The organism is uncultured Roseivirga sp. (assembly GCF_963973945.1).
Taxonomy (GTDB): domain Bacteria; phylum Bacteroidota; class Bacteroidia; order Cytophagales; family Cyclobacteriaceae; genus Roseivirga.
Genome location: NZ_CAXBBV010000001.1, coordinates 898,273 through 916,944, shown reverse-complemented (window position 1 = coordinate 916,944; position 18,672 = coordinate 898,273). Strand labels below are relative to the sequence as shown.

At 35.9% G+C, this 18,672-nt stretch carries 17 protein-coding genes; 4 read left to right on the top strand and 13 right to left on the bottom strand.

Annotated elements, in window-relative coordinates; genetic code table 11:
• Window positions 1-6: 6 nt before the first annotated feature.
• From asnB to AAC026_RS03915, 13 genes are all read right to left on the bottom strand, one after another.
• Window positions 7-1,917, bottom strand: coding sequence for an asparagine synthase (glutamine-hydrolyzing) (gene asnB, locus AAC026_RS03975; RefSeq protein WP_339695192.1), 1,911 nt, complete (start codon window positions 1,915-1,917; stop codon window positions 7-9).
• Between the two features lie 17 nt (window positions 1,918-1,934).
• Window positions 1,935-3,047: a hypothetical protein gene (locus tag AAC026_RS03970; protein ID WP_339695190.1), complete on the bottom strand. Its 1,113-nt coding sequence runs from the start codon at window positions 3,045-3,047 to the stop codon at window positions 1,935-1,937.
• Complete coding sequence (locus AAC026_RS03965) at window positions 3,047-4,258, bottom strand: oligosaccharide flippase family protein (protein ID WP_339695188.1); 1,212 nt, start codon at window positions 4,256-4,258, stop codon at window positions 3,047-3,049. The genes AAC026_RS03970 and AAC026_RS03965 overlap by 1 nt, the downstream gene beginning before the upstream one ends.
• Complete coding sequence (locus AAC026_RS03960; RefSeq protein ID WP_339695186.1) at window positions 4,255-5,559, bottom strand: hypothetical protein; 1,305 nt, start codon at window positions 5,557-5,559, stop codon at window positions 4,255-4,257. Before AAC026_RS03960 ends, AAC026_RS03965 begins: the two co-directional genes overlap by 4 nt.
• 71 nt (window positions 5,560-5,630) lie before the next feature.
• Window positions 5,631-6,701 carry a DegT/DnrJ/EryC1/StrS aminotransferase family protein gene (locus tag AAC026_RS03955; protein WP_339695184.1) on the bottom strand — a complete coding sequence of 357 codons (1,071 nt, stop codon included), beginning with the start codon at window positions 6,699-6,701 and terminating at the stop codon, window positions 5,631-5,633.
• Window positions 6,698-7,744, bottom strand: coding sequence for a GDP-mannose 4,6-dehydratase (gene gmd / locus AAC026_RS03950; RefSeq protein WP_339695182.1), 1,047 nt, complete (start codon window positions 7,742-7,744; stop codon window positions 6,698-6,700). The genes AAC026_RS03955 and gmd overlap by 4 nt, the downstream gene beginning before the upstream one ends.
• Entirely contained in the window at window positions 7,744-8,799 is a 1,056-nt protein-coding gene (locus tag AAC026_RS03945; RefSeq protein WP_339695180.1) for a hypothetical protein, read from the bottom strand. The genes gmd and AAC026_RS03945 overlap by 1 nt, the downstream gene beginning before the upstream one ends.
• An 85-nt stretch (window positions 8,800-8,884) precedes the next feature.
• The gene (locus AAC026_RS03940) at window positions 8,885-11,521 is read right to left on the bottom strand and encodes an SLBB domain-containing protein (protein ID WP_339695179.1); all 2,637 of its coding nucleotides are present in this window, start codon (window positions 11,519-11,521) and stop codon (window positions 8,885-8,887) included.
• Window positions 11,522-11,624: 103 nt separating this feature from the next.
• Window positions 11,625-12,131, bottom strand: coding sequence for a UpxY family transcription antiterminator (locus AAC026_RS03935; protein WP_339695177.1), 507 nt, complete (start codon window positions 12,129-12,131; stop codon window positions 11,625-11,627).
• Complete coding sequence (locus tag AAC026_RS03930) at window positions 12,124-12,648, bottom strand: ArsR family transcriptional regulator (protein WP_339695175.1); 525 nt, start codon at window positions 12,646-12,648, stop codon at window positions 12,124-12,126. Before AAC026_RS03930 ends, AAC026_RS03935 begins: the two co-directional genes overlap by 8 nt.
• 203 nt (window positions 12,649-12,851) lie before the next feature.
• Window positions 12,852-13,985, bottom strand: coding sequence for a DegT/DnrJ/EryC1/StrS family aminotransferase (locus AAC026_RS03925; RefSeq protein WP_339695173.1), 1,134 nt, complete (start codon window positions 13,983-13,985; stop codon window positions 12,852-12,854).
• The gene (locus AAC026_RS03920; protein WP_339695171.1) at window positions 13,985-15,040 is read right to left on the bottom strand and encodes an NAD-dependent epimerase; all 1,056 of its coding nucleotides are present in this window, start codon (window positions 15,038-15,040) and stop codon (window positions 13,985-13,987) included. The genes AAC026_RS03925 and AAC026_RS03920 overlap by 1 nt, the downstream gene beginning before the upstream one ends.
• Window positions 15,040-16,326 (bottom strand): nucleotide sugar dehydrogenase, encoded by a 1,287-nt coding sequence (locus tag AAC026_RS03915; protein ID WP_339695169.1) that lies wholly within the window; start codon window positions 16,324-16,326, stop codon window positions 15,040-15,042. Before AAC026_RS03915 ends, AAC026_RS03920 begins: the two co-directional genes overlap by 1 nt.
• Window positions 16,327-16,510: 184 nt before the next feature.
• On the opposite strand from AAC026_RS03915, the gene AAC026_RS03910 reads away from it, so the two are divergent.
• The 4 genes from AAC026_RS03910 to AAC026_RS03895 all read left to right on the top strand — a co-directional run bounded on the left by AAC026_RS03910 (window position 16,511) and on the right by AAC026_RS03895 (window position 18,656).
• On the top strand, window positions 16,511-17,188 hold the full coding sequence (locus AAC026_RS03910; protein WP_339695167.1) for an ABC transporter permease: 678 nt from the start codon (window positions 16,511-16,513) through the stop codon (window positions 17,186-17,188).
• 72 nt (window positions 17,189-17,260) lie between these two features.
• Window positions 17,261-17,923 (top strand): cytochrome c biogenesis protein CcsA, encoded by a 663-nt coding sequence (gene ccsA, locus AAC026_RS03905; RefSeq protein WP_339695166.1) that lies wholly within the window; start codon window positions 17,261-17,263, stop codon window positions 17,921-17,923.
• A gap of 5 nt (window positions 17,924-17,928) precedes the next feature.
• Window positions 17,929-18,189: a CcmD family protein gene (locus AAC026_RS03900; protein ID WP_339609258.1), complete on the top strand. Its 261-nt coding sequence runs from the start codon at window positions 17,929-17,931 to the stop codon at window positions 18,187-18,189.
• Between the two features lie 68 nt (window positions 18,190-18,257).
• Complete coding sequence (locus AAC026_RS03895; RefSeq protein WP_339609256.1) at window positions 18,258-18,656, top strand: cytochrome c maturation protein CcmE; 399 nt, start codon at window positions 18,258-18,260, stop codon at window positions 18,654-18,656.
• Window positions 18,657-18,672: the final 16 nt, after the last annotated feature.

The following is an 18,672-nucleotide window of genomic DNA, read 5'->3' as shown; positions in this document are numbered from 1 at the left end:
ATTCGTCTAATTTGTGCTCCTACTCTGTATTTTTTTCACATCTATGAACTCTCTGAACCAGAGTTCAACTGAGAGCAAGCGGAAAAGTATAGTTGAGTGATTGCTCTTTTGACTAATATGTTGATCGATAATTTTCTTTAGGCCTTTCACACTAAATAAACCGCGGGACAAACATCTTTCAGAAAGCAAAATTTTCAAAGCAACGCTCTCATAATCTGAAAAGAATTTACCGAGAGGCGTATTAAAACCAAACTTCAGTGAATTATTCAAGATATAATTAGGCACAATCCCGTCCATAGATTTTCGATGTATGTATTTACCCAGGCCGTCATGCATTTTTAGGTTGTACGGAAGTCTAAAGGCAAACTCAACTAGGTTGACATCCATGAACGGATTACGACTCTCCAATGAATGACGCATTGAAATGGCATCGCCATAATGCAGCAAATTAACCAGCCCTCCAGAATGCGATTTAAAGAGGTCAAAATTAAATTTTTGATCAAAATTAGGGCCTCTTAATGGATAATCTTTTACTCTTTTAAATTTTTTCAGCTTAGGCCCAAACATGGCATTAGTACCAGACCATGAAAGGTAAATACTTTCTATTAAGCAATTATTCATTTGTCTGAGATACATTTTGAAGGAGTAAACAATCGAGTATTGTACCTTAAACGCCTTGATTTCCTTAATGATCGATTTGAATCTAAGCCTTTTAAGATTCTCCCATAATAAAGCAGGAAAGGTATTGATAATATAGCCACTTAGAAGTTCATCTGCTCCTTGTCCCTCCATTAAAACAGTTACATGCTCTTTAGCATATTCTTGAACCTTAGAGAGTGGTAATATGGCTGGAGATGAATGTCCTGACTCTAAATGATAAATAAGATTAGATAGCTCTTCTACAAAATCATCATTAGAAATCTCTAACAAATATGCATCTAAGGCTAGGTCTTTTGCTAAACGCCTTACTAAATCACCCTCATTTATCTCAATATTACTAGCATACACACTGGTCTCTTCTTTCTGAAAGTCCTTTTTGGGAAAAACGGCTGTGAACGTCTTATGATCCTCACCATAAAACTTTCTCAAAACTGAAACAATAGAACTTGAATCGAGTCCAGAAGACAACGTTGTGCCAACAGGTACGTCACTTCTCATTCTTAACTTTACAGCATCTATAAATAACCTCTTGTACTCCTTTTTTGCCTCTTCAATTGATATATCAATCGTTTTAGATGGATATTCCCAATATCTATAGATACTAATCTCCCCGTCTTTAATAGTTAGGTTATGACCAGGCATTAATCTCACTATTCCGTCAAACCAAGTTTGTTCAGCCTGTGCGCCTAAACTATTCCTACAGTAGTTCGAAATGATATTATAATTAGGAACTCTTAAATGTGGGAAGAAATTCAAAATCGATTTAATCTCGGAGGAAAAAATCAAACTATCTTCAGTAATTGAGTAACAAAAGGGCTTTATTCCGAACCGATCTCTTGAACAAAAAAGTGAATCATTTTTGCTATTAAAAATAGCAAAGGCCCACATTCCATTAAATTTTTGGGTGCAACCTTCCCCCCATTGTATATATGAATTTAATAGAACTTCAGTATCGCTTGATGTTTTGAATTCATGCCCAAGAAGTTCTAACTCCTTCCTTAATTCAAGATAGTTATATATTTCTCCATTAAATACAATAGTGAAATTTTTGCACAAGGACTGGAATGGTTGATTACTACCTTCAGATAGATCAATTATTGCTAACCTCAAATGAGCCATTTTTATTTTCCCTGAAATACCCCACTGATCATAAGCATCTGGACCTCGGTGCTTCATGAGCATTGCTGAGTCCTTAAACCTTTCAGAGTCTATTTCTTTCCTTTGGCTAAGGTTTACAATTCCAAAAATACCACACATACATAAGTAAATTTTTATTACTCTTCTAACACAACCCTAGTATTCTCTACTAAACGACTATAGGAATAGTCCTCTTGAAGCCGTCCAATATTTCCAACGTAATCATTGTGAATCTTATCAGAATCACTTGTCAGAAATTTTAAAGGCCAGGTCTCATCCCTGTCTATATCAAAAAAAAATCCTAAGGGACCATAAGCATCAACAAATTCCTTTGCGGGATAAATACTATTTGAAATAAATGGTATACCATTAGCAAAACAATCGCATAAATTACCGCTCAATTTAGGCTCAAATTCAGTGTTATGGGATAAAAAGATATATCTTGATCTCATCACAGCTTCCTCATAAGCGTGATCATCCATAAAGCCAGATGAAATTTTCACATGATCAAAATATTTGAATTCACTCATAAGTGTAGCACTTTCTTTATCAATATTGAAAATATTATATTGGAACCTTCTTTCACTATCACTCCTAATTAAATCAATCAGAGGCTCTAATGGCTTATCCTTTTTAACTGGTCCAAAAAATGAAATAATATTGGATTTTTTAGATTGAGCAGACAGTTTACAATTCCTACCTATTAAGTGGTATTTCTTTTTCCTAAGTTTTTCATTAAACCTAGATCCAAATTTTTCTTCTATCAATTCCTTCTCCTTTTCAGAATGAAAAATTATTATATCAGAGGCGTAAAATATTATTTTCAATAAAGCCTTGAGAATGGAGGGAGATTTACTTAAACGACCTGATGATATATTATTTGTCAAAATCAAAATAAATTGATTTTTTCTCATTGCATTTAAAAGGAAAAACACGAGAATCGATACCTCATCAAACCCCTGTATAATAACCTTAGACTTATAAAACCTCGGGGATTTTATTATTTTCCCTATTGCATGAAATCGAGAACCCAAACTGGAAAAGATAGATATACCCATAAGTACCTTAACTCTATTTCCTAAGTTAGGATTTCTCTTTATTTGAAAGTCGCGAGAATAACTTGAAGTATAAAGCGTAAAATCATATTCGAAACGACTAAAATAATTGAGCCAATATTCATCATCTAAAATCAAGTGCCCCGACTCCTTTCCTTCTACCAAATAGTCAAATATAACGACCTTTCTTTCCATTAGACATTCAATATTTTTAGATGCCTAATAATTCGAACTACAGAAAATGCCAGAAGCGAAACTTGTACGGAAAGTATCACAATTATATATTCATTTAGAGTAATGCTTGAAGGCAATAGGTAAAGCACAAAAAGCAATATTAAACTAAATACAACAGATATAATTAAGAACTCTCGATATTTATTCAAACCTACCCAGCAATTATTGACAAGGGAAAGCAAACTGATAGTGATAAAGAATAATGATATGTAAGGCAGTAAACTTTTAAGTTCTTCATACTCTGGGCCAAACAAAAGATCAACAATAAGACCACGAAACAAATATACAAAAAGAGCACCTATCGAAATAGGTAATGTCGAGTAAATCAACCATTCTTTAATCGTCTTGTAGAAAAGTAAACCGTTCCTTTTTTCCAACGAATCAAACAATGGTATTCTCCAAACTCTCTCAATTTGAGCCAAAAAAATGGTTGCAACTACTGTAAGCTGCATACCTGATGAAAAAATTCCCAAGGCGGATAACCCAATTTTATCCTCGATAATTAACCTGCTCAACCCACCATAAGCGTATGTGGATATTGCAATAATAACCAACGGTAAGTTCGAACTTATTCCCTGCCATAAATTCTTGGGAGTAGATATGGAGTAGTTGCGAATGTAAAAACGATATCTCCAGAACTGAACGAAAAGACTTAAAGAGACAATAAAAAAATATACTAATAATATGGTCACTATATTAACCTGACTCACCAAATTAACAGCTACTATTATTAGAACATATAATAGCCTTTCAAACAAGTATATTACAGCATATTTTGTATTATCTCTATTTATTTCATGATAATAAGAAGTGTTAAATGAGGATAAATTAATAATTAAAGCACCGAACAACACAACTGGCTCATTCCATTTCCACAAGATTAGAATGACCATAATTAAAACAAACCACAATAGACGAATGCTTAAGACATTATTAAAAATGGTCTGTAAAGAGACGCCTTTTGAAACAAGAGATGGGGCAGTTTGATCAGTGGCATAAGTTATAATTATGGTTGAAAATCCAGCAATAGCTAATATATAAGAATATAAACCATATTTTTCCGTCCCTAAATAACCAGCAAGGTAAATTGTGAGAGCATATGAAGCAACCGAGCCAACAAGACTTGCTTGAGTCAAATAAGTAAGGGTTTTTAAGCTAGATGAAATCTTCAACTGTTGATGTGGTAGGAGGCTTTCAAACTTGAACTCTCATTTGAAATACCATAAATTATTTTTGAAAAAGCAGCGATTAAAAGAAGTCCAGAGGTTGTGTAAGTAGTACAAGTAAATAGTACAAATAAAACCAAACCTATAAGCTTGCATATTCCTCTATCCGAAAAAACGCTTCTTAAGATTAGAAAATAAAAAAGACCGACCAATAGGAGCCCAAATCGAAGCCCTAGGTCAATCCAAGTATCGTGAAGATTATAAAAGTATCTGCTTGAAAGCTCCTCCACGCTAAATGCAGTAGCATCAACACCAACAAAGTAAAACTCATTTGTCGGGTCTGACAAGCCAGAACCAAGGCCAGAACCAAACAAAATATCAAACCATTGCCTGTTAAAAAAAAGGAAGTGTTCGGTATATCTAGTAGGATCTATTAACCTTAATTTGTCCTGAAAATCTCCATCACTCAACAGTTGTACAATTACGCCAGTAGCCTTTAATGATTCAGGTATAAAATTAAATGAACTAAGTATCTGAATTGTGACAAGACCAATCAAAACAATAATCACAATGAATTTTAAAGAAAGAGATTTCGTTGTGATAATACCTAGGGCTGCAGCCACCAAGAAAGACAAAAACAACATTCTAGTACCATATGCTATAAGCACTACGTTTGTAATAATAAAAATCAGAAATGCCCAAATTTTTCTTTTCTCGACCAAAAAATAAAAGAATGGTAAGACAATCAAGGCCTTTGTTGAATTATAACTGAGATAGTCATCCGATATTGTTCTAAATATCAAAATGAAGTTTAAAAAGTCTGCAATAATATAACCTATAATACCGAATACTAAAAGATGTATCTGAATCGAAAAGTTATCTTTGTGAATAAAGCTAAAAGAAAGGAGTAATAGTAATAATATTCCATCCCTATAGAGCGTCTGAAAATTTATCGAATAACTTAACAAAAATGTCAGAAATACTGGCAATGCGATAAGAGCAGTCACAATTAGTAATCGTCTAACATCAAGTGTTGAACTAAAGAATAGATAAGTCAAGCAAATGTAAATTGAATATCTAATTATAGCCCCCGTAATACCATAAACCTCCCCTCCATTATCAACACTCAGAAAAAGAGAAAAAATCACTAAAGCATTACTTTGGGGTCTTTGCCTTTCTCGAAGAAGTAAAGCTATAATAAAAATGGGAACACAAGCATACGCATAAAAATGTGGAAGCAAAAATCTTTGAGCCCCAAGGTAACCAAGAGTAAAAACAACAAAGAATTGAAATCCTTTACTTTCCAAACAGTAAATGCAGAATTTTAATGAAAATACTGTTCTTAAGAAAGTCAAATCCACATATTTATTTTTTATAATCAGAAGAATGAGCAAATTTTATCTACTTGGCTCTCACTAAGGTCAGGGTAACTAGGCAAATTCAACCCCCTATCACTTAAATACTCAGCATTCTGGAAAGTTTCAGTGCACGAACTATACATTGGCATAAGGTGCACCAATGGGAAAAGTGGCCTCGTTTCTATTCCGTTTTCCTTTAAAACAGCCCTTATCTGGTTTCTTTGAGCCTTTGATTCCATCAAAACTGAACACATCCAATAAGAGTGAGTAAAACCATTTAGTTCATTATGGAATAAAACCTTTCCCGCTAATCTGTTTACGTATTGAAAAAATATTTCTCTCTTCTTCGCAAGAATTTCGCCAATTCTTTCCATCTGAGCCAAGCCAATGGCAGCGGATAGGTTAGTCATTCTATAGTTATAACCAATTACATCATGCCAATATTCTTGGCTTTCATGTAAGCCTTGGTTTTTAAACTTATATATTTTCTTAAAAAGGACTGGATCATTTGTACAAACCATTCCTCCTTCGCCAGTAGTAATTGTTTTGTTACCGAAAAAACTAAAAGTACTTATATCCGAGAAAGTGCCAACATGCTTATCTGCAATAAAACTACCTATTGCTTCAGCACAATCTTCAATTAAGTAGAGACCATGCCTTTTGGCAATTAGACTCAATTGTTTCATATCACAAGGATGACCATAAAGATGAACAGCCATAATTGCCTTTGTCTTTGATGTTATCCTTTCTTCAACATCGTTTACATCAATTTGCCAAGTCTCCCTATTAGAATCAACAAATATAGGTTCTGCACCAACGTATTTGATTGCGTTGACCGATGCAACATATGTCAAAGTAGGCACAATTATTTCATCACCCTGCTTTATATCTAAGGCTAACATTGCCAGATGAAGCGCTACTGTCCCATTACAAACGGTTGATGCGAATTGAATCCCAGTATAATTTGAAAATGCCATTTCAAACCTTGAAATGAAATCCCCTTTTGAAGAAATCCATGTAGAATCAAGACATTCATTTACATAACGTGATTCATTTCCTCTTAGACTCGGCTTATAAATTGGGATATTCATGTAGTAGTGACCTTTTTACTCATAATATTAAAATCATACAGTGTCATAATTTTTACTAATTCTTTAAACTGCACTTTTGGTCTCCAGCCTAATTCCTTTTGGGCCTTTGAGTAATCTCCAATTAATAAATCTACTTCAGTTGGTCTGAAGTAAACAGGATCAATAAAAATCACGGGTTGACCAGTGGATTTCATTATACCTTTTTCTTCAACTCCTGACCCAACCCAATAGATTTCTTCACCTAGTACATTAAAAGATTCTTCTATAAACTCTCTCACAGAATGTGTCTCATTAGTTGCAAGGACATAATCGGAGGGTTTCTCTGCTTGCAAAATACGCCACATTCCCTCCACATACTCTGGGGCGTAGCCCCAATCTCTTTGAGAGTCTAAATTTCCTACTGAATAAAACTCCTTTTGGCCAAGCACTACTTGAGAAGTATTTACGGTAATCTTTCGAGTAACGAAAGACTTTCCTCTACGCTCACTTTCATGATTAAAAAGAATTCCATTACATGCAAATAAATCATAAGCCTCTCTATAATTGGTTATTATCCAGTAAGCATACAACTTAGCCACGGCATATGGACTTCTTGGATAAAATGGCGTATTCTCATCTTGAGGAATTGATTGAACTTTCCCGTATAACTCTGAAGTTGAGGCTTGATAAAATTTTGATTTTGTACCAACCTGTTTGATGGCATCTAAAAACCTAAGCGTTCCAACAGCGTCTACATCGGCAGTGTATTCTGGAGTTTCGAATGAGACATGCACATGACTTTGAGCACCTAAATTATAAATCTCATCTGGCTCACATTTTTCTAAAATCCTATTCAAACAACTTGAGTCTGTCAAATCCCCATAATGTAAAAAAAGCTTGTTTAGATGAATCTCCTTATCATCGATTAAATGTTGTATTCTTTCTCTATTAAACGAACTACTACGCCTCACAATTCCATGCACTTCATATCCCTTCGACAAAAGTAGCTCAGTCAAATAAGACCCGTCTTGTCCTGTTATCCCCGTAATTAAAGCTTTTTTCATTATAAATAATTTTCCTTAATTCTTTCTAAAACCAATTTAACACCAATCAAAATTAAAATTACTATTACCCCAACAGTTGATATCATTATAAGCGTGAGTAATCTTCCAGAACCAGTTGGTTCCAAAGGCAAAAAAGCAGGTTCCAGCATCATAAAAGAGGGTTCTTCTTTCTTATAAGTAATTTTTGCTCCTTCATATTCCTTGGAAATCTCTGAAAGTAAATCATATTCAAGATTAAATTCCTTTTCGAGACGATCTTCTTCTATTTTTGATCTCGAGGTAGATAAGTTAGCATTTCTGTCTCTGAAATCAGCCAAACTCACCTGAGCCTTTTCATAACTTAACCTTTTAGCCTGATACAATGAGTCCAAAAAAAGCAATTCAGAATTTAGCTTTTCTAACTTATACTCTTTTATCCTTGATTTTAAGACGAAAATAGCATTTTCTGTCAATTGCTTGGCAACATATGGATCAATAGTACTAAAACTTAGACTTACTATTCCATCCTCCTTACTTACTGTTAAGGACAGTTTCGATTTAAGATACTCCATCACTTCATATTGTCTTAAGTCAAAGGAACCCAACATCTGACTGTCATTGGAAGCCATTTGCACATCATTTGAAGGAGTTAACAAAGACGGAAGACCCAGAGTATACTTTTTAATTTTATTTATTGTCAATTCTTGTATGTCATGGAAATAAAACTCTTCAAATGATTTTAATTCACCATTCTTTGTTATAATCCCCAACTTCATAACTTCGAGACTAAAAGGCGAGGAACTTAATATTTCTGGATATATATTAGGAGGTATTACATCTCCAACTTTATTAGACCCGACATTAATACCTGCCAAGCTTGCTATACCTCCTAAACCTGACATATTCAACCCTCCAGATTCAGAAACTCTCGGAATAAGTTTCACAGTTACCTGAAAAACCGAAGGTTTTACAAGGATATACATGAATGAACAAATGAAAACTCCTAGAAGACTAATAATAATAGCTCTCCTGCGAATTATAACCTCGTTCAAAAATTCATCAAAGGTTACTTTCATTTGATTCTTCCATTTTGTCCAGATTGAACTCCCAATAATGAGATATCAATTAATTTCATAAGAGTCATATAATAACTTAATAGGATTAATTCGTTAATCTAATCGCTTGAACAACTACCAAACCGATCGTAGCCAAACCAGACCCTATTCCAATCCAAGCTTGGGCGCTCATACCATCTCGTTCAGGCTTTCTGCTAACAAAAATAGTAGAGCCAGCTTGTACCTTAGGATATTTCTTAAAGAACAGGAACCTCTTTACACTCCTTCTTTCTCCATTTGGATACTGTACATAACTTCTACCCTTTTTTGCACTAATCAAAAAGCCACCAGAGCGTTCAATATAATCCTTAAAACTGTAGGATTCATCAAACCTTACATTCAAAGGAGAGGTAACCTCTCCTGCAACCCTTACTGTTTCCAATTTTCCTGGTATGGATATCACATCTCCCTCTTTAACAATAAGATCATATTTTGAGCCGGGCTCATCAATTATCCTCTGTAAATTAATAGCAACAGGTTCTTCTTCTTTAATTTCAATATTTCTCACTAGCGAGTCCTGCTCTGAAATGTCTTGAATCAGTTCTTTTTTCAGTTTGCTTCCTACTAAATCATTTTGTGTATCCGTCTCAACCCTATCCTCCAGCTTTCTCAACCTTTCAATTAACTGAGTTTGGCTAACATTCTTCAACTCAGACTCATCATTGAGTACCTTTTGTCTTAACTGCTGTAATGACTCTTGACTAATTTGATCGTTAGATTTCGAATTTGAAAACTCTGTTTTCCTAATTAGAATAGCACCTGAAGCATCTGCATATGGGGTTAGACCACCCGCCCTCTTAATTACATCAGAAATTCGCTCATCCTTTCTACTGATGGTATAAACACCTGTTGCTAATGCCTCTCCTTCAACAGTAACCTGTTGTTGAATGGTATAGCCTGGTGACTTTCGGATGTATACCTGATCAAAAGGCTTTAATATAAGGTTTCTGTCTTCTGAGTCTAGCGATAGGGTTTGATCGATAGAAAGTGTAATAATATCAGCGGCCGAATTAACACCTCCATTCTTGTTTCTTCTAGCAATTTCTATCATAGCACCAGAGGCTGATTCTTTTAACCCTCCAGATAGAATAATTAAATCCTGAACAGTCATCCCATTGAAAAACGGATAAACCCCTCCTTCTAACACTTCTCCAGAAACTTGAACATAATACTCTTCTTTTAAATCATAAATAGAGGTTATTTGAACCACATCTTCTCTCGATAAGATTACATCCGCAATATCGCCTTTCATAAGTGCGGCTAAATCTACTGGAATGACAGACTGAGAAAAATCATCACCTGTTCTGTAGATTGTGATACGTGACATGTTAGCATCTCCTCTTACACCTCCTGCCTTCTCAATTATTTTTTTTAAAGACAAACCATCTGTAAGTTGGTATTCTCCCTCTCTGTAAATAGCTCCATTTATGATCACTCTATTAGAAAAGCGATCCAAGATTGCACTGACCTCTATTAAATCTCCATCGGCAGGCTGAAACTCTTCAAATTGCTCTTGATCGACATCAATTATTTCTCTTTCACGATCACCGTTTCGCTTTACGGTCACAGTACTTTTAAATGCCTTGCTTGTAAAACCTCCAGCATATAATAAAAGGTCGCTGAAGCGTTCATTGTCCTTTAATTCAAATAACCCAGCTCGTTTAATTTCTCCATCTAACTCGATTCTGCTAGAAAATGGCTCCACTATTATAACATCACCATTTTTCAATCTAACATCACCTGAACGAATTCCGCTTGTTAAATAGGGATAAACATCTAATGTAGAAAGTAGTTTATTGTTTCTGACTACTCGAATCTTGCGAAAGGTGCCGTTCTCAGTTGGACCACCTGCTGCATGTAACGCGGTATAAACTGTTGAAAGCGATGGCAGCGAATACATACTTGGCTTAGCAACCTCACCAACGACTTCTATATTGATGGTGCGAATGTTTCCAAGACTGATTTGATGAAAGATAGTAGGAGGGTTATTCCCTTGAGCTTTAAGTCCACTATAAATCTGGCTCAATCGGTCAATAATTTTATTTGAAGCGGCTTCTATGGTTAATCCATTTACATAAACAGGAGATAAATTCTCTGGTCTAATTGTTCCTTCAGGAGAAACTTCAAATTGAAAATATGCTTGTGTGGCCCCCCATAAATCAACAACAAGTACATCTTGCGGTCCCAATTGGTAATCCACTGGAGTAGGTAAATTTAGGTTTGGCGTAAAAGAGAGACTTTTCTTCTGAAACAGGTCAAAGCCAAATATTTTCCTTTGCTCTACGGTTAATTCAATAGCCTCATCACCAGAAAGAGCTCCCAAAACATCTTCACTACTTAATAAAGTAGGTTCAGTTCGTGAACTCCTTTTTTCGGATGAAGATATGTTTGAACTCTCTCTGTTATTTCTCAAGGATTCAACCCTTCTACGCAACTTTGAGATTTCACTTTCCGAAACCCCTCTTTGTCTAGCCAATAATTCTAATTCAGACTGAGTCAAACCTCTCTCTTCAGCCTGCTTCATGTAGCTCAAAATCTGCTCATCTGAGAGTTCATCAACCTTTACAGACTTCAAATCCATGCCTCCTAAGGATTGAGCATCTAAGGTATTGCTTGAGCAGGAAATAAAAATGATTAAGCCTAATATTCGAACAAAGCTGAACAAGCTTTTAACTATGTTCATTTTGAGTGCCTTTTGAAAGTTTTGGTAACCTCTATTCATCATATTACAATAACAAGACTCGTATAAAGTCTTCAAATATATACTATTTTATTCAGGCTAAAAATCAGCTGACTTTTCGTAAATGATTCATACTTATTTCCGCTTGAAGCTCTACTCCTAAACTCGAAATCAGTAAAAAAGCTCTATTGCCTTGCGTTTTTCTAATCACACCTGATTGACCTGATAGCGCTCCAGAATTGATACTGACTCTACTCCCCGTTTGGAAATTTTCATTTGACAATTCTGATAAAGGGAACTCTTCTAGAAAGGATTTTATTTCAGAGATTTCTTTTTCTTGAATAATTGCAGGCCTGCCCAACCATCTTACATTAGAAACAATCGAAGCGTCTTTCAAAATCTCTAACCGGCAAGCCTCATCTACCCTAGCAAATAAATATGATGTGAACACTGGCTCTACCACTTTTTTCTTTCTATCAGACCATTGCTTGAGTACAGTTCTGGTCGGGCAATAGACATTGAAACCTTTTGAAGTTAACCTCTCAGCCGCCTTTTTCTCGTTACGTGGTTTGGTATAAAAAGCTGTCCAATATGTTCTTTGCTGATTATTCATTCCAAATTAAAAGGTTTTGATTTGGGTCGAAAGTCATTATGGCGGCTTCTTCATTAGAGTATACTAAGTATTGAATTTTCTTAGGCACTAATGATTCTGCTTTCTGAATTAACTGAACAAGATAATGAAGGTCTGGATTTCCAACAAAGATCAAACTCACAACATCTGAATCTTTACCAAGCGCCAGATCCCCTGCAAGGTACACCTTGCTTAAATCCCCTAATTTTTCAACTACTTCATCAATCACGTCTTGAAGACCTGTATACTTCAAAAGGATACTCCGAACTTCTTGAAAAAGAGGATATTTTTTATTGGCTTTAAAAACTTTTTTATTTCCGACCAACCCAGAATCAAGCATTCCTGCTTCTTCAAACCTATTCAATTCAATTCTAATAGAATTTGTGCTCTCATTAAACTCTTCTGCCAAGCCTCTCAAATAAGCACTAGAATCTGGGTTCAAGAAAAGTCTTAAAAGTAATTTTATTCGTGTTTTCGAAGAAATAAGTGCTTCAAGCATTATCAAAAGCTTTTAAGGCTATGCGCTATTTGCCAATTTAATTGATCAAATGATACAGCTTCGCCTCGTAAGTCCCAAGTCAGAACTCAATATTGAGTAACAAATTTACTCAATATTTTCAAATAGCAATAAACCTCTTAATATTTGTATGTTAATTTTTTAACCTGTCAAAAACACAATGACAAGTCAATAATAAAGCATCTCTATAAAGAGAAAAACTTTAACACATTTTCAATTATAAAATCTTGTTGTTCGCTCTCCATTTCGGTATGAATAGGAAAAGAAATCACTCTAGAACAAAGGTCTTCTGTGATTTTAAATTCCCCTTTCTTATAGCCATAATAACTATAAGCCTTTTGAAGATGGTTAGGGACTGGATAGTAAATCATAGATGGAATTCCTTGAGCAGCAAGGTACTTGTTCAACTCATTCCTCTTTGACGCATCTTTCAACTTAATCGTATATTGATGATAAACATGACTAGTGAAATCAGCAGTGACTGGTGTGATTATCTCGTCTGTGGCGACAAAAGCACTATTATATTTATCTGCAACTTCTTGGCGAGCTGTGTTATAACTGTCTAAATATTTTAGTTTCACCTTTAAAATAGCGGCTTGGATACTGTCTAGTCTAGAATTCACTCCGATAGAATCATGATAATACCTTTCACTTTGCCCATGATTGACAATCATCCTCAACTTAGCCGCAAGCTCGTCACTGTTCGTCATAATGGCTCCGCCATCACCATAAGCGCCTAAGTTTTTGGAAGGGAAAAACGAAGTAGCCCCGGCATCTCCAATCGTTCCAGCTTTTATAGTATTTCCATCACTGAATTTATAATCAGCTCCAATGGCTTGAGCTGTATCTTCAAAAACCTTTAAATCATGCTTTTTAGCAACTCTCATTAGGCGCTCCATATCCGCACATTGTCCGTATAAATGAACAGGCACAATAGCCACTGTCTGACCCGTGATTTTTGATTCTAAATCTTCTATATCAATATTGAAGGTATCGGGATAAACCTCTACAAATACTGGTTTTAACCCCAGAAGAGCTATAACTTCTACTGTTGCTACATAAGTGAATGAAGGAACTATTACTTCGGCACCTTTCGGAAAATCATAGGCCATCATAATTACCTGAAGTGCATCTGTTCCATTGGCACATGGGATTACATGTTTAACAGACAGGTATTTTTCCAATTCAGACTGAAAATCAGAGACAGCAGGGCCATTAATAAAAGTAGCACTATCTAAAACCTTATTGATTTCATCCTTTACTTCTTCCTTTATTTTAGCATACTGACCTACAAGGTCAACCATTCTTATCGACTCCATCACTTATTATAAAATTTCCTGTACCATTCAATAAACTTCTCTACTCCAAACTCTAACGATGTAGCTGGCTTATAATCTAAATCATCAATCAAATCTTGAACATCCGCATAAGTCGCAGAAACATCACCTGGCTGCATCGGCATAAAATGCTTTTCAGCCTCCTTGCCTAAAACCTTCTCAATTGTAGTCACAAAATCCATCAGTTTTACTGGTGAATTGTTACCTATATTGTAAATCTTATATGGTGCTCTAGACGACCCAGGGTCAGGTTGAGAGCCAGACCAGCTTTCATTGCCTTTGGGAGGATTATCATTGACCCTGGTTACGCCTTCAACAATATCATCAATGTAGGTAAAGTCTCTTGACATTTCCCCATTGTTAAAAACCTGTATCGGTTTTCCATCCAAAATAGCCTTGGTAAACAGAAACAATGCCATATCAGGTCTTCCCCAAGGACCATAGACGGTAAAGAACCTTAAGCCAGTTGTTGGCAGCCCAAACAAATGGCTATAGGTATGAGCCATAAGCTCATTACTCTTTTTGCTAGCCGCATACAGACTAATAGGATGATCTACATTATGACTCGTAGAAAAAGGGCGAGTCTCATTCAGACCATAAACTGATGAACTACTTGCGTATGACAAATGCTTAACTTGATTATGCCGACAAGCTTCCAGAACATTGACAAAACCAACGATATTACTATCGATATAAGCTTTTGGGTTTTCAAGACTATACCTCACTCCGGCTTGAGCAGCCAGATTGATCACTTTATCAAACTTCTCTGCCTCAAACAATCGATTTAGATTTTCAGCATCTTCTAATTGACACTTAATAAAGCGATAAGACTTGAATGTCGAACTTTGAAGTAGTTTATTATACTCAATTTTCTCAGGGTCAATACCAGTTTCTAGCAATCGCCCATACTTAACACGAATGTCGTAGTAATCGTTAATAGAGTCCAGCCCTACAACTTCGTCTCCTCTTTCAAGTAGCTTTTTTGCCAAATGAAATCCGATGAAACCTGCTGTTCCTGTAATTAGAATTTTTGCCATTATAATCGAGCTGTGATAGTTTCTTTTGGAAGGAATGATTTTACATCATAAATAATAGAGTCTGAATTCAAATTATCAGGCAGCATCATCGCTTTAAACTCGTTGTGAGCCACAGCCAATACAATTCCGTCATAAGACTTTAAATCAAGTACAGACTCATCAACCAAGTCTAAGTCATATTCATGCTTAACTTCTTTCGGCTCTGCCCATGGATCAAATACATCTACATTCACCTCAAACTCCTTCAATTCTTGAATAATATCAATCACTCTAGAGTTACGAATGTCTGGGCAGTTCTCTTTAAAAGTAATACCCAAAACCAGCACTTTTGAATCTCTGATAACCTTTCCTTTTTTCATCAAAAGCTTGACTACTTGGCTACCAACATATGGGCCAATACTATTATTGAGTCTTCTACCTGCCAAGAGAATTTGCGGGTAGTAGCCAGTCTTTTTAGCTTTCTGAGCTAAATAATAAGGGTCAACACCAATGCAATGCCCTCCTACTAGGCCTGGCCTAAATGGCAAGAAATTCCATTTTGTACCAGCAGCTTCTAGAACATCAACCGTGTCAATTCCCATCTTATTGAAGATCATTGCCAGTTCATTCACGAAAGCTATGTTAATATCACGTTGCGAGTTTTCAATTACTTTTGCCGCTTCAGCTACCTTAATTGAAGCCGCTTTATATGTTCCTGCAGTAATTACACTTTTGTAAAGCTGATCAACTCTTTCAGCTATTTCTGGTGTTGAACCAGAGGTAACTTTCAAAATCTTCTTAACTGTATGCTCTTTATCTCCTGGGTTAATTCTTTCAGGTGAGTACCCACAATAAAAATCAACATTGAATTTTAATCCCGATTTCTTTTCAAGAACTGGCACACAGTCTTCTTCAGTTGCTCCAGGGTATACAGTAGATTCATAAATAACAACATCTCCTTTTTTCAATATTGCCCCTAGCGTTTCGGAAGCTTTTATTAATGGGGTTAGGTCTGGATTTTGGTCATCATCAATTGGGGTTGGTACCGTAACAATAAAAACATTACAGTCCTTAATATCACTTAATTGATTTGTGTTAAAGAGACCTGTTTTAGCATCGTTCTTTGCCAAAACCGAAGAAAGTAGATCATCCTCTACCTCAAGGGTACGATCGTGACCATTATTTAACTCATCAATTCTCGGTTGATTGATATCAAATCCAAAAACCTTGTACTTCTCCGCAAAAGCTACTGCCAACGGAAGGCCAACATAGCCCAATCCAATAATTGCAATCTTATTCTCTGACATGCCAAAAATTTGTTCGGCACGAAAATAGGGATTATAAAAGATTCTTCAAGTGGAATAAAAGAGTTTATTCTCTCAGTTCAATTACCCTTAACATTAGATTATAATGAATCAATACCCATATTGAGGTATAAATTCAATTGAAGTTTGAATACTCTGTTAAGAAAGCATTTATCTTTGCCTATAAATGAATCAAATTCTATCCCTAATAGGAAAAGAGTTGCTCTCCGAATGGAGGCAGAGATATGCTTTAAACGGCATGATACTCTACCTAGCCAGCACCATCTTTGTTTGCTATATGAGTTTTGGGTTGAAAGCTGGTGCAATTGACCCCATAACCTGGAATGCCCTTTTCTGGATTATTATCCTTTTTACGGCTGTAAATTCGGTGGCGAAAAGCTTCATTCAAGAATCGAGGGGACGTGCTCTTTATTATTATTCCATAGCTAGTCCTATTGAAATCATTGTCTCCAAAATTATTTACAACGCCCTTTTGCTATTAGCTCTTGCTCTAGCTGGTTTCGTCATATATAGCTTTGTAATGGCAAGGGGCGATAATGAAGGTGCCAAATTTGATTTACTCTATTTTCTCATTTCTATCGTACTTGGCTCGCTAGGGTTAGCATCAAGTTTAACTATGATTTCTGGTATTGCTGCTAAAGCCGAAAACAGTACTTCTTTAATGGCCGTCTTAAGCTTTCCTGTAATCCTTCCCATTATGCTCATGGTTATTAAACTATCTAAAAATGCCATGGACGGATTAGAGCGGTCGGTGAGTACGGACGAAATTCTTATACTGGTAGCCATAAATGCCATTGTATTCGCGGTATCCTACTTGTTATTCCCTTATCTTTGGCGATCATAAAATTAAGCGTAACTATTCTGAGATAACCCTCGTGTAAGCGCTTGTTCAAAGAGCCACTAAAAGTTAAATATCATGAAAAAAAACTGGTGGAAAGCCTTAGCCATAATCTTGGTAACCTATACCTTATTGGCTGGGTTACTAATGGATGCTCCCCGACTAAACATTCTCAATGAAACCATAAGAAACCTTCATTTTCACGTTACCATGTGGTTTGGAATGGTTATTCTACTCACTGTATCAATGATTTATGCCATTAAATATCTAAGGTCAGGAGAAATTAGCTATGACGACAAGTCTATTGAAATGGCCAAGGCTGGTGTTTTATTAGGTATTCTAGGTATTGTTACCGGAGCTGTTTGGGCTAACTATACCTGGGGAGAGCCTTGGAGTGGTGATTCCAAGCAAAATGCTGCCGCTATTTGTCTTTTAATTTACTTCGCCTATTTAGTCTTGCGTAACTCAATGAAAGACGAACAACAAAAAGCTCGTGTCAGTGGCGTTTATAATATCTTCGCTTATGCAGCAATGATACCATTGCTTTTTATCCTCCCTAGACTAGACCCTAATTCATTACACCCAGGCAACGGGGGAAACCCAGGGTTTAACTCTTATGACCTAGACAGCAAGTTGAGGGTTGTTTTCTATCCAGCGGTAATTGGCTGGACGCTCATGGGGGTTTGGCTTGCCTCATTAAATATTAGAACTCGAAGAATCGAACGTGCTTTAGAAGATTAGTAATTATGAAAAAATTTCTCACAATCCTTTTCCTTTGTTTCAGCTTAGCGTCCCTTGCTCAAGATGGCGCGTATGAAATTACTGATGACAGCTATAAAGACCAGACCGTTGAAATGGCCGATACAATGCGCTCCAATGGTAAAATTTATGTAGTAGTAGCCGTTATTATGATTCTCTTTGTAGGTCTTGGTGTCTACACTATTTCAGTAGATAAAAAGATAAGCAAGCTAGAAAAAGAGGTTTTTAAGGAAAAGGCTAATTCATAGCCGTTTGTGTTGTATTTTTGCACCCAATTCGAGGTTCATCCCGTTGAACCCAAAAAAATGTTCGTGCTATGAAAAAATCGAGTATCATCGGAATCGTAGTGATCGCCATTGCCATCGCTATCATCATCTCTACACAAAACAGTGCTAGCTCTTATGTTTCTTTCGATATAGCCAAAGAAATGGCTCAAAGCGGAAGTAGTAAGAAAATTCATGTTGTTGGAGAATTAAAAAAGAATACGGTTGGCCAAGTGATTGGTGTTAATCCTAGCCCAGACAAGCTTTCTGTATCGTTTGTTATGCTAGATGATAACAACTTTGAACAAACCGTTTATTATAATGAACCAATGCCATCAGATTTTCTGAGATCAGAAAAAGTTGTAGTCATTGGATCTTACCACAATGAAAAATTTGTGGCAGATAAAATCCTTCTAAAATGTCCTTCCAAATACGAGGAAACGGAACTTTAACCTGAAACAAGGCAAC

What these genes read in the sequence shown, in the direction of transcription:
- asnB (WP_339695192.1), bottom strand. Translation starts at nt 1,917, where the DNA reads ATGTGTGGTATTTTTGGAATTGTAAACCTTAGCCAAAGGAAAGAAATA.
- AAC026_RS03970 (WP_339695190.1), bottom strand. Translation starts at nt 3,047, where the DNA reads ATGGAAAGAAAGGTCGTTATATTTGACTATTTGGTAGAAGGAAAGGAG.
- AAC026_RS03955 (WP_339695184.1), bottom strand. Translation starts at nt 6,701, where the DNA reads ATGAATATCCCAATTTATAAGCCGAGTCTAAGAGGAAATGAATCACGT.
- gmd (WP_339695182.1), bottom strand. Translation starts at nt 7,744, where the DNA reads ATGAAAAAAGCTTTAATTACGGGGATAACAGGACAAGACGGGTCTTAT.
- AAC026_RS03945 (WP_339695180.1), bottom strand. Translation starts at nt 8,799, where the DNA reads ATGAAAGTAACCTTTGATGAATTTTTGAACGAGGTTATAATTCGCAGG.
- AAC026_RS03940 (WP_339695179.1), bottom strand. Translation starts at nt 11,521, where the DNA reads ATGAACATAGTTAAAAGCTTGTTCAGCTTTGTTCGAATATTAGGCTTA.
- AAC026_RS03935 (WP_339695177.1), bottom strand. Translation starts at nt 12,131, where the DNA reads ATGAATAATCAGCAAAGAACATATTGGACAGCTTTTTATACCAAACCA.
- AAC026_RS03930 (WP_339695175.1), bottom strand. Translation starts at nt 12,648, where the DNA reads ATGCTTGAAGCACTTATTTCTTCGAAAACACGAATAAAATTACTTTTA.
- AAC026_RS03925 (WP_339695173.1), bottom strand. Translation starts at nt 13,985, where the DNA reads ATGGAGTCGATAAGAATGGTTGACCTTGTAGGTCAGTATGCTAAAATA.
- AAC026_RS03920 (WP_339695171.1), bottom strand. Translation starts at nt 15,040, where the DNA reads ATGGCAAAAATTCTAATTACAGGAACAGCAGGTTTCATCGGATTTCAT.
- AAC026_RS03915 (WP_339695169.1), bottom strand. Translation starts at nt 16,326, where the DNA reads ATGTCAGAGAATAAGATTGCAATTATTGGATTGGGCTATGTTGGCCTT.
- AAC026_RS03910 (WP_339695167.1), top strand. Translation starts at nt 16,511, where the DNA reads ATGAATCAAATTCTATCCCTAATAGGAAAAGAGTTGCTCTCCGAATGG.
- ccsA (WP_339695166.1), top strand. Translation starts at nt 17,261, where the DNA reads ATGAAAAAAAACTGGTGGAAAGCCTTAGCCATAATCTTGGTAACCTAT.
- AAC026_RS03900 (WP_339609258.1), top strand. Translation starts at nt 17,929, where the DNA reads ATGAAAAAATTTCTCACAATCCTTTTCCTTTGTTTCAGCTTAGCGTCC.
- AAC026_RS03895 (WP_339609256.1), top strand. Translation starts at nt 18,258, where the DNA reads ATGAAAAAATCGAGTATCATCGGAATCGTAGTGATCGCCATTGCCATC.